The organism is Streptomyces sp. NPDC048295 (genome assembly GCF_040652135.1).
GTDB lineage: Bacteria > Actinomycetota > Actinomycetes > Streptomycetales > Streptomycetaceae > Streptomyces.
In genome coordinates, this window is the sequence record NZ_JBEZLL010000004.1 from 349,589 (window position 1) to 361,000 (window position 11,412).

Genomic DNA, 11,412 nt, shown 5'->3' on the forward strand with positions numbered 1-11,412 from the left:
ACCTGCGGTTTTACGGTGAGCGTGTGCGCTGTGAGCGGTTCGCGAGGGTGCGTGGGCGTGGGGGCCGCGTGTACGCCCTCGTGAACGCTTCAAGAGCGTCGGCGGGGAGGTCAGCCGACGGAGGAGAGGTGGCGGGCGGAGGCGTAGTAGCGGGCCTGCTGGCCGCCTCCGACCCCTCCGGCGATGCCGTCGGCCTTGGTGGCCAGGCCGCTGTCGACGAGGCGGCTGAGGTGGCGTCGCGCCTTCTCGATGTCGGCTCGTTCGGGGTCACCGCCACCGATGAGGATGGTCGCCAGGTCTCGTGCGGTCAGCCCGTTGGGGGCGTTGCGCAGCAGGACGGCGGGGTCCTTGGTGGGGTCGACGATGGTGGTGCCGCGTACGTGGTCGTGCGTGACGTCGAGGGGTCCGACTTCACCGGTGGGAGTCTTGAGGTGGTGCAGGGTGACCGCGGGATCGCCTGCGCGGCCGGTGACGAACAGGACGCTGCCCGCGCCGGCGGTGAACCAGGTGGAGCCGTAGACCTGGTCCAGGCTGGGGCGCTGGCCGCGCGGTGCGTCGGCGGTGGCCTTGCGCTGGTGGTGCAGCTCCATGATCTCCACGCCGTTGCGCAGGGCGCGCATGCGGGCGTTGTGGAAGGCGACCGCAAGACTGTCGTCGACCATCGTGCTGACCGCGTCCTTGAGGCTGTCGATCACGATGGTGTCGGCCTGGTGGGCGGCGGCAAGGTCGGCGAGGAGGTCGGGCTCCTTGTCGAGAGTGGCGGGCAGCGGCCCCTCCCAGACCACGAGCCGCTCGCGCAGGATCTTCTCGTCGGTGGGGAAGACGCGGCGGGCCATGGCCTTGGCGATCTGTTTGGGCCGGTCCATCGCCAGGTAGAGCACGCGTCGGCTGGGGGCGACGGGCATCTCCAGGACGGTCTCCTGAAGGCCAAGGCGGGCGAAGATCACCTGGTGGGCCAGGGTGGTCTTGCCGACGCCCGGCGCGCCGACGATCATCAGGCTCTCGCCGGGGGCCCAGACGGTCTTCTCGCGGGTGCCCCACAGCGGCTCGGTATCCGCGCCGCTCTCTTTGACGAACGACCACCCGTCGGTGGCGAAGCGCGACAGGCGCCCCTGTCCCGAGGCGAGTGCGCGCTCGCGTTCGGCGCGTACGTCCGCTTCGACCTCGCTGCGGATTGCCTCGGGATCCGCGCCGGGCTCCTGGGCCCGCTGGAGGGTGCGTAGGGCTGAGGTCACCAGGCGGCGCAGGTCAGCCTTCTCGCGGACGATCTCCGCGTGGTACTCCGCGCTGCCGGTGCCGTAGGGCACGTTGGCGAGCTGGGACACATAGGCGGGACCGCCCACGCGTTGCAGGTCACCTTGCTGCCGGAGCAGTTCGGTGAGGACGATCGGGTCGGTCGGCCTGTCCTCGCGGTGCTGGGTGAGGAGCGCGCGCCAGATGGTCTCGTGCGCGGGCCGGTAGAAGGCGTCGTCCCCGAGTATGGGCCGGACCGCGTCGATGATGTCGGGTTTGTGCATGCAGGCGCCGAGGACCGCGCACTCGGCGTCCATGTTGAACGGAGGCCCCATCGGCATGGGGCCCTCGTTGAAGCGGGATGGCGTCTGGGTCGGCAGGGTCGTACCCTGAGGCATAGAGCTCCTCACCCGGCAGGCCATTACGGGGCGGCAACCCCGGCCTCCGGTTTCGATCGTTCAGGGATGGATGGTTATGTGGTGGAGCCTCTACTTCGGCCCCGGTGTTCGTAGCACCGGGGCCGCTTGCGTGTGCGGATCCGTCCACCGCTGCACGGCGGAACACGACCATAGCCGAGATTTTCGGCAACGCAACGCCTTGCATTTCACTCCGCAACGATGTTTAGTTGTGGACGCTGGCCCCAGTGGACCCGTTGTCGCGTGAAGGGAGGTGCGAGTGAGCAGCGAGGAAGGCGCGGAGCGCGCCGGCCCCGGTCGTCCGGTGCCGGAGGATCACGTCGCCACACGCATCAAGCTGGAACGCGAGGTCCGCGGTTGGAGCACGGTGAAGCTCGCCGAGGAGATGGCCGCCGCCGGCCATCCGATCAACCAGTCGGCGATCTGGCGCATCGAGAGCGGCAAACCCCGTCGCAGGGTCAACCTCGACGAGGCGCTCGGCTTCTGCAAGGTCTTCGACCTCACCATGCAGGACCTGACCGGACCGCCAGGCGAGCTGGCCACGCCCCGCATCCGCCAACTCGCCCATGAGTACGTCCAGATGACGCTGGAGTACCGCCAACTGCGAGCGGCGATCGACCGGAACCAGATGCACCTGCACGAGATTCAGATGGAACTCGACGCCTACGGGGACAAGGGACCCGAGCAGAGAGGGCAGGTCGACGAACTCCTCCGGCTCGAAGAACGAGCCCTGCAGAGGAGCCTGCACCCGTCCCGGGCGCACCTGCGAAACCAGGGGCAGCCACCCACCGGCGAATAGCCGGCCGCCGCCCCTCCCGCGGCGCTACGAACGCCGAGAAACCTCACGTGCGGCGACCCCGCCGCCGACGATCATCCATCAACCCATCCATCCCTGAACGACACCACCGGCCAGGCCGACGGGAGTTGCCGCTCCCGCGACGCCGCGATGCCGGCGGGAGGAGTACCCCATGCCGCAGCCCGGCCTGCCCATTTCCCAGATAGCCCAGATCCTGGACGTTCCCGAAGACGCCCTGCGCACCCTGATGGCCGAGCGGCGATCCGCCGGCGACACGACCCTGGTCGCCCTCACCGTCGCCGAGGCCGCCCGCAGGATCGGCATCGGCCGCACCAAGCTGTACGAGTACGTCTCCTCTGGCGAGATCGCCTCCGTCAAGATCGGAAGCTTGCGCCGCATCCCAGCAGAGGCGGTGAACGACTTCCTCGCCCGCCGTCTGTCGGCGACCGACTTCGGGGCCGCCGCATGACGCGAACCTCCGCGCCCAAGACCCGCCAGCCCAACGGCGCCTCGTCCATCTACCTCGGTAAGGACGGCCGCTGGCACGGCCGCGTCACCGTCGGAGTCAAGGACGACGGCACTCCGGACCGGCGTCACGTCAGCCGCAAGGCCCGCTCCGAGGTCACCAAGGTCGTCCGCGAACTGGAACGCCAGCGCGACAAGGGCGCCGTCCGCAAGGCCGGTCAGTCGTGGACCGTGAAGACTTGGCTCACCCACTGGGTCGAGAACATCGCCGCCGCGCACGTCTCGGAAAACACGATCGACGGCTACCGGGTGGCGGTCTACCACCACCTCATCCCCGGCCTCGGCGCCCACCGCCTGGAGAAGCTCGACCCCGAACACCTGGAGCGCTTCTACAAGAAGATGCAGGACAACGGCAGCGCTGCCGGCACCGCCCACCAGACCCACCGCACGCTCCGCACGGCGCTGAACGAGGCGGTGCGCCGCCAGCACCTCAACTCGAATCCGTCCTCCATAGCCAAAGCCCCCAAGATCGAAGAGGAAGAGGTCGAGCCGTACACGGTCGAGGAAGTCCAGCACCTCCTCGCCGAAGCGAGCAAGCATCGCAACACCGCCCGCTGGGTCATCGCGCTCGCCCTCGGCCTGCGCCAGGGCGAAGTGCTCGGCATGCAGTGGGACGACGTCGACTTCGCGCTCGGCGTCATCCGCGTACGCCGTGGCCGGCTGCGGCCCCGCTACAAGCACGGCTGCGGCGATCGCTGCGGACGCAAGCCGGGCTTCTGCCCCCAGAAGATCAACACTCGCCGCGAGACCAAGAACGCCAAGTCCCGCGCCGGCCAGCGCCCCATCGGCGCCCCTGACGAGCTGCTCCAGCTCCTCCGGCAGCACCGCGAGGAGCAGGCCCGCGAGCGTGCCCGGGCCCGTGACCTGTGGACGGAGAAGGGGTACGTATTCACCTCACCCACCGGCGAGCCCCTGAACCCGAACACCGACTACCACAAGTGGAAGGAGCTTCTAAAGGCGGCGGGCGTCCGCGATGCCCGCCTTCACGACGCCCGCCACACTGCGGCGACGGTCCTGCTCATTCTCGGCGTCTCTGACGCGGTCGTTGACTCCATCATGGGCTGGGAGCCCGGCAAGTCCGCCCGGATGCGGCGCCGCTACCAGCATCTGACCAGCCGCGTCCTCAAGGACACCGCCGCCAAGGTCGGCGGCCTCCTGTGGGGCACGGACCAAGCGGTGGAAGGCGCCGCGCCGGACGCTGGCCAGAGTCCGGTCCCCGTCGAGCTGATGGTCCACGTCGCCCGCCTCGGCGAGCGGCGCGTTCCCTTCCTCTACCGCGAACACGCCGACGAGGTCGTCGCCCGGTGGAGCGAGGACTGGCCCGACCATACTGCCGAGGTCGAGGAATGGGACCGCTGGCGGTGGGAGCACCAGGGCCCCGGCGGCACGAGCGCCATCCGAGATCGCATGCCGGAGCGAGCCGTGGTCTTCCACGCCCGAGCTCTTTTCCTCCCCGGTGGGGAACGCGCGGCAACCGCCGTCCCAGAGCAGTGGTCGGTGCTGGCCTGGGACTTCGAGACCAACCGCTACACCGACCGCGCCTCGGTTTGGCGCACGGCCCGACGCCCCAGTACGGGGCAGGAGGTTGAGGCCCAGGTGCGAGGCACGGACAAGACAGCCGTCGGGGCGGCCTTCGCCGAAGCGTGTGCACAGGCTGTGGATCGCGCGCGGCATCCAGGGAAATACGGGGACACTGACGACTGGTAATGCCCCGGGTTGCCGCCCGCCGAGGCGAATCAATGGAGTGCCGGCCAGGTGATGCCAGGGTTGTACATCGGGCCCACGCGCGAGTGAGGCCCGGCAACCGCCCACAGGTTGCCGGGCCTCAGTGCGTACATCAGTCGACGAGATAGTGGGCTTCGACGTAGGCGACGGTGGAGCCGTAGGGCTCTCCCACCGGCTTCAACATGTATCGGCGGAAGACTGCGGCGGTGGCACGGCGGACGCCGCGGTTGCGGGCCTCAGCGTTGTCCCATGACTGCGCGAGAGTGCGCTTGACTACCTGGTCGATCTCCTCGGCCAGGTTCTGCTCCGTGACGGTGAGGCCGGGCGGCGCGTGGTCGTGGATGATCCGCGACAGGACACCCACGTGGTCGTCGTCCAGTACGACGGCTTCGTCGGGGTGCTTCTCGACGTTCACGATGGCACTGGCGACCCGGAGTGCTTCGGCCAGGAACTCCAGGGCATCCTGGGCGTTCTGGATGATCCGGTCCCGCAGCTGCCTGATCCGCTCTGCCAGGGCGGTGTACTTCGCGGACCCCGGTTCGACGCCTTTCTCGAGGGCGGCCTTGATGTGGTCCAGGATCTCCGCCGCAGACGGCGGCCTCTTGTCCTCGCTGTCGTCCTTGCCGGGTTTGGGACGGACGAGGGCCAGCAGCTCCTTGAGGATCGTGATGCCCTGGGCATCCAGGACAAGGGCTTCTTCCTGAGAGGCGGCCACCGAGAAGGAGTGGACGTGGGCGTTGATTATCTCCAGGACCATTGGCCCCAGCTCGCCCAGTCGCTCCTGCCTTTCCTCGTCGGAAGACTTCTTGAACAGGGTCGTGTACGCAGACCCGAAGAGCCCGAACCCGTCCTGGTACTTGGCGACCCGCTTGTCCGTGTTGATGAGTGGGTACAGGCGGGCCAGAAGCCGGTAGTTCTTGCTGAAGACCTCGGCGGCGTCAGGGTTGGCGTCCAGGAAGCCGTTGATGACACGTACGGACTCGTATCCGTGGGCCGTGAGGTCGAGGCCGTCCACGTCTGCGAGGAGGTCTTCGATGCGGGCGAAGGTGGTGCGGAACTCGGCGACCAGGTCGGTCAGGTCGGTGACGAACCCACCGCCCTTGCCGGCGGACCCCTCCGAGGTGGGGTCGACGACCGCACGCTGGACCTCTTCGGCCAAGCTGATGTAGTCCACGACCACGCCGGTGGTCTTCACGAATCCGGCCGGGGACACCCAGGTGCGGTTCGGGCGGGTGATCGTCTGGAACAGGTTGTGAGCCTTCATTGGCTTGTCCAGGTAGAGGACGCCCTCGTTGGGGGCATCGAACCCAGTCATCAGCTTGGCTGTCACGACCAGGAAGCACAGTGGGTCATCGGGAGTGAGGAATCGCCGCTTCTGGTCCTCCTCGTCGACCTCGGAGAGCCGGTAGGGCCGCATGGCCGCTTCCTCGGTCTTGGCGTCCGAGACGTGGATATTCACCTCTGCGGTGATCCGATCGTGCTTGCCGACCTCGGCGAGTACCTGCGACGCCTCGAAGCCGGCCAGCAGCTCGTTGATCTTGTCCGTGTATGCCACGGCCAGCTCACGGTTGTAGGCGACGACCTGCGCCTTGAGGCCGTTGCGATAGGTGCCGGCCAGGTAGTGGTCCACGATGTCCTGGCAGACCGTGTGGATGCGTTCGGGGTTGGCAAACACCGAGGTGAGGCGCCCGAACTTGCGGGACAAGGTTTCACGGTCGGGGTCGTCGAGGTCGAATTCGTCGGCGAACTGGTCGAACTCGGCCTGTAGGGCCCGATCGTTCATCTCGAAGGTGACCGGGTGCGGGTCCAGCATGACTGGAACGGTTGCCTCGTCCTGGAGAGACCGGGACACCGAATACCGGTGCAGCACCCTGTTCGGGTCGGTCTCCTCACCGAAGAGAGCGAAGGTGTTGGTGGCGAGGTTCCTGATGGGTGTGCCGGTCATGCCGAAGAACTTCGCGTGCGGCAACGCTGCGCGCATCTGCCCCGCCAGGGACTCCTCCTCGGATGACTGGGTGCGGTGTGCTTCATCGACCAGCACGATGATGTTGCGGCGGGTCGACAGGTTCTTGCCAGCGTCGGCGAACTTGTGGACAGTCGTGGAGATTACGCCGCGCACATCGTCAGCCAGCAGGGAACGCAACTCCTTGCTGGTGGAGGGTTGGTGGAAGTAGGCGTCGCCCATGGCGGAGGTGAATACCCCGGAGGTTTGCCGCACGAGCTGGGTTCGGTCCGAGAGCAAGATGATCGTGGGCGACTCGGTGCGGGTGTCAGCCAGCAGCAGCGAAGCAGCGAACACCATCAGCAGGGTCTTCCCGCTGCCTTGGTGGTGCCAGATCAGACCCTTCTTACCGTCGGCCAGGACCCGCCTGTGGATCAGATGGGCGGCCTCCATCTGCGGGTAGCGGGGGAGGTACTTCTTGTCCGCCCCGCCTCCAGAGGTGTCGAAGAGGGCGAAGTTGGCGAGCATGTCCAGGACCGTGGCCGGGTTGAGCAGCAGCTCGACGGAGCGCTGCACGTCGGCCTGCCCGGACAGGTTCTCGTCGTCATCCGTGGATCGGAACGGCTGCCACAGGTTCAGGGGCGCACCAGCGGCACCGAACCGCAGCTTCAGCCCGTCGGAGGCGACAGCGAAGACATTGGGGGTGAAGAACCACGGATATTCGGTGGCGTACACGTCGTTGATCTCGCGTGCGGCGTCGGCCCACCCTGACTTAGCGGTCGGTGACTTCACCTCTACGACAACGAGTGGCAGGCCATTGGCCCAGTACACGAGATCGAACCGGCGGGGGGTCTTGCCGGGGATGGTTATGGTCACCTCGTCCGACACGACCAGGGTGTTGGCGGTCGGGTGCTCGAAATCGATGACCTTCAGGGCGTGCCACACGCCGTCGGCGCCCCGGAACTCTTTCTGCCCACGCAGCAGTTCCAGGACCTGCTCGTTGGCTCGCACCAGCCCGCCGCCTACGGCGTTGACTGTGGCGATGATCTCCTCGACCACGGCATCCACGTCGAATCCGTCGATCACCCCGGGGTTGAGCCGCACGATGGCGTCTCGCAGCTGGCCGGCGACCACCGTCTGTGTCGTCTCGCGCGACAGCGACCTGGCCGCTGTGTAGCCCCAACCCATGGGGAGGGACCACTGGATCATCAGGTTCTGGAACTCGCGCTCCCGAACACCCTTCGCCACGGCTCAGACCTCCAACTTGGCGGACTTGATGTCGATGGTGCGGTCCAGCAGACCTGAAAGTAGGGCTGCCCGAGTGGCACGAAGGTTGCCAGCCTCAGCTGCCAGCGCACGAGATTCAGCTCGGAGCACGCCTAGCGCAGTCCCGAAGGACTTATTCTCCGACCAGCTCCAAGGAAGTGGCGTCGAACGAATCAGGCCCATGTTCAACGAAGGCACGGCGCCTGGACGAACCAGCTCCGAGAGCGCGAAGCTCTCCATGACCGCCAGCAGGTATTCCGAGTTCGTCTTTTCCCCGGGCGTGATGATCAGGTGGTTTTCATCCAGCGCTCCAGGGGTATCCACGATCCGCTTCTTCTCGGTGAGAACTGCTCCCCCTACCCTCGGAAATGTCACCGCGCCAGCCTCGGCCACAACCCCGCCGTTCTCAGCTACCTCTGAGAGCGTGAGCCTCGTGTCAGCCAGTGTGTAACCGAACTCGTTCCCGGGGCCGGTCATGTCCGCAATCTTGTACCAAGAAACGTCCCCCGTCCGCTTGCCCTGAATCTCCTTCGGAAGCCCTCGCCCCTGGGACACAACTCCTAGGCTACTAATGAGTGTCTGCTCGGTATCGGAAGACCTTCCGACCATGCCCGTACGGACCCTAATGAGGGCGGCAGACTCGGCTTCGAGTGCTGCGATCTGGCTGTCGACTGCGTCGAGCATCTCGACGATCTGCGCTTGTACTTCACGGGGTGGGATCGGCAGTTGGATCTGCAATAGTTGCTCTGGGGCGAGACGCTTACGCCGTTGAACTGTCCCGCTCACTCGGTTCTTCATTTCTACCCACAGTCGCGGTGAGCCGCAGATGTGTCTCATCCAGTCGGGCGTCAGTTCTGGGCCAAGTGTGAACGTCGGGAATTCGTTGCTGACGACGAATCCATCGAACTCGGCAGGTACTACAGCGATCGGACCTTCCCAGGCGGTCAGTTTTCGCATGACGACCTGGTCAACGCGCAGCACGTTCATTGCTGCGTACTCTGTATCTCCGCCGTCGAGTTCGCCTTTGGCAATAACCCCCTTTCCTGCATTCAGGACCCCGGCTAGACGGTAGGTAGTTGCAGGTTTCATCGGTGTGCGCTGGATGTCGAGGCGCATCACCTCCCCGAGCGGACGTAGCGGATAGCCGTCACTCATCGAAGCCCTCGATCCCTGCCGCGGAACGGCTGCCTTGTGGCGCACAGGAGCCTCCAGGTCGCCGAGGCTGATCTGCTGCCAGTCACTCATCGAAGCCCTCGATCCCTGCGGCAGAGAGGACCGCGAGCATGCGCTGCTCGGTCTTCTGACGCTCGGCTCGGGCGATGTTGTAAGCGTCGATGAGAGTGCCGAGGTCTTCCTGCTCGGCGGCGGCCTGCTTGATGTAGCGGCCGATGTTGAGGTCGTACCCGTTCGCCATGATCTCTGTGGTGGTGACGAACCGCGCCGAGAGACCAGCCCCTCCGTCGGCCTCGGAGCCCGAGCGGTAGGTGGTCACGACGTCGTTGATGTTTACATCCGTGAGGACGCTGCGGTTCTTGGCTTTGGTGAACCGTGTCGAGGCGTCGATGAACAGCACGCCGTCCTGTCGCTCCAGGGCCTTGGTGCCGGGGACACGGAACACGAGGATGCAGGTCGGAATCGTTGTGCTGTAAAAGAGGTTCGCAGGCAGCCCGATCACGGCTTCCAGGAGGTCATTGTCCAGCACGCGCCGACGGATGGCTGCCTCCTGGCCGCCTCGAAAGAGGACGCCATGCGGCAGGACGACGCCGGCGCGGCCCTTCTTCGGATCCATGCTGGCGATCATGTGCTGCACGAATGCCCAGTCCGCCGACGACTGTGGGGCAACCCCTCCGATGGCGCGCGGGTCGTTGGTCCAGGGCTTCCACTTCAGGCTGTAGGGCGGATTGGCGACGATCATGTCGAATTGCTTGACGGACCCGTCCGGCTTCTTGAAGCGCGGGTCCCTCAGGGTGTCGCCGACCTCGACCTTGAACTCGGTCAGGTTGTGCATGAAGAGGTTCATGCGGGCCACACCAGCAGTGTCCGTTACCGCCTCCTGGCCGTTCAGGCTGAGCGTGTATCCCCGCCCGCCGTGGGCCTTCAGAAGGTTTGCGGCGGCGATGAGCATGCCGCCTGACCCGCAGGTGGGGTCGTACACCGACTCGTGGTTCTTGGGGCCCAGCAGTTCGATGATCAGCTCGACAACCTCGCGCGGCGTGAAGAACTGGCCAGCACGGGTACCGGATCCGTCCGAGAACCGTTTGAGCAGGTATTCGTACGCTCCACCGAGCACGTCGTGGGACATGTTGCCCTCGTGCATCTTGGGAGTGCGGTCCATCGCCCGCATGACCGACGCCAGCACCTCCCCTGGCAGCACCGCTTCGGAGGTCCAGGTCATGGACCCGAACAGACGGGAGAACTTGTCAGGGTTGGCCGACTCGATGGCCTGGAGAGAAGCGCGAACCCGCTGGCCGAGGCCGTGCTGGGCGACGGTGGCGAGGATGGATGACCAAGAGGCGCGGCTCTCGGCGACGGTACCAGGGAAGATGAAGGGAATCTTGAATGTCTGGTAGTTGCTGTACTCGACCTCGTGGGCTTCCTCGGCTGAGAGGCCGAGGTCCTCGTTCTCCTTGAGGAAGGTCTGGTGGGTGTGCTCCCAGGTATCCGACAGATACTTCCAGAACATCAGAGGGAAGACGACCGAGGAGTACTGCGCTTCGGGCATCGCCACGCGCAGCTCGTCGGCGGCGTCCCACAACCGGTTCTCGATCTCCTGCTGGGTCACTGCCATCAGTTGGGGGTGTCCTTGCTCGTGTCCGGGTGGCGATCTCAGGGCCGTGGAGCCTCCGCGGGGCATCCTATTTTGTCCCTCTGACAGTGAGGCCGTGGTCGACCTCTGCTGCTGCCCGGGTCAGGGAGCCGACTTGGGCTGGAGGCCGTGCACATTGCCTCGGAGCCCTATGCGGGCCGTCCAGGACCCGATGCGGCAGAGCGCGGACGAAGCCTGTCCGTGTGTGTCCACGACTGTCCGCCCTGCGTAACTGAGACCAGAACTGAGACCACGCAACGTCGAAGGGCCCCGCAGCAAGCTGCGGGGCCCTTCGACGTATTGCCCGGTGAGAGCAATGGCGGAGGATACGAGATTCGAACTCGTGAGGGGTTGCCCCCAACACGCTTTCCAAGCGTGCGCCCTAGGCCACTAGGCGAATCCTCCGCGGCAAACAATACAAGACGTTGAGGAGTGCTCGCGAACCCGTTCCCCTCGGACCCTCTCCGAACCCCCTTCGGACCTCTCGCGGGTCTCTCGCGGGCTCCCTCGCGGGGTCCCCGGTGGGTGGGGGAGTGGACCGGCGGGGGTGGGGATCGGCTAAGGTGGGCGTCAGCCCCTCACGTGGCGCTATCTGACTGAACTCCCCCAGGGCCGGAAGGCAGCAAGGGTAGGTCGGCTCTGGCGGGTGCGTGGGGGGCCCTTGCGTTTCCGGGGCGGTGCTTCGTACGGTCCGGGGCCGGTT

General features: G+C 66.2%; 7 protein-coding genes, 1 tRNA gene and 1 other RNA gene. 4 read left to right on the forward strand and 5 right to left on the reverse strand.

The genetic code is table 11. The annotated features are described in order from the left end of the window. Positions 1–110 precede the first annotated feature (110 nt). Complete coding sequence (locus tag AB0D53_RS08195) at positions 111–1,631, reverse strand: DnaB-like helicase N-terminal domain-containing protein (protein WP_362441806.1); 1,521 nt, start codon at positions 1,629–1,631, stop codon at positions 111–113. A 277-nt stretch (positions 1,632–1,908) separates the two neighbouring features. On the opposite strand from AB0D53_RS08195, the gene AB0D53_RS08200 reads away from it, so the two are divergent. The 3 genes from AB0D53_RS08200 (at position 1,909) to AB0D53_RS08210 (ending at position 4,677) form a co-directional block, all read left to right on the forward strand. Next, entirely contained in the window at positions 1,909–2,448 is a 540-nt protein-coding gene (locus AB0D53_RS08200) for a helix-turn-helix transcriptional regulator (protein WP_362441809.1), read from the forward strand. A gap of 169 nt (positions 2,449–2,617) precedes the next feature. Then, on the forward strand, positions 2,618–2,914 hold the full coding sequence (locus AB0D53_RS08205; protein ID WP_362441812.1) for a helix-turn-helix domain-containing protein: 297 nt from the start codon (positions 2,618–2,620) through the stop codon (positions 2,912–2,914). Further along, positions 2,911–4,677 carry a tyrosine-type recombinase/integrase gene (locus AB0D53_RS08210; protein WP_362441815.1) on the forward strand — a complete coding sequence of 589 codons (1,767 nt, stop codon included), beginning with the start codon at positions 2,911–2,913 and terminating at the stop codon, positions 4,675–4,677. Before AB0D53_RS08205 ends, AB0D53_RS08210 begins: the two co-directional genes overlap by 4 nt. A 130-nt stretch (positions 4,678–4,807) precedes the next feature. Here the strand turns inward: AB0D53_RS08210 and AB0D53_RS08215 are convergent, their stop codons facing one another. From AB0D53_RS08215 to AB0D53_RS08230, 4 genes are all read right to left on the reverse strand, one after another. Further along, complete coding sequence (locus AB0D53_RS08215) at positions 4,808–7,885, reverse strand: HsdR family type I site-specific deoxyribonuclease (protein ID WP_362441818.1); 3,078 nt, start codon at positions 7,883–7,885, stop codon at positions 4,808–4,810. 3 nt (positions 7,886–7,888) lie between these two features. Continuing rightward, on the reverse strand, positions 7,889–9,148 hold the full coding sequence (locus AB0D53_RS08220) for a restriction endonuclease subunit S (protein ID WP_362441821.1): 1,260 nt from the start codon (positions 9,146–9,148) through the stop codon (positions 7,889–7,891). Further along, entirely contained in the window at positions 9,141–10,691 is a 1,551-nt protein-coding gene (locus tag AB0D53_RS08225; protein ID WP_362441824.1) for an N-6 DNA methylase, read from the reverse strand. The genes AB0D53_RS08220 and AB0D53_RS08225 overlap by 8 nt, the downstream gene beginning before the upstream one ends. A 335-nt stretch (positions 10,692–11,026) precedes the next feature. Then, a tRNA-Ser gene (locus tag AB0D53_RS08230) sits at positions 11,027–11,114 on the reverse strand. A 164-nt stretch (positions 11,115–11,278) separates the two neighbouring features. Here AB0D53_RS08230 and ffs point away from each other — a divergent pair. Then, positions 11,279–11,375: signal recognition particle sRNA small type (ffs, locus tag AB0D53_RS08235), an RNA gene on the forward strand. Positions 11,376–11,412 lie beyond the last annotated feature (37 nt).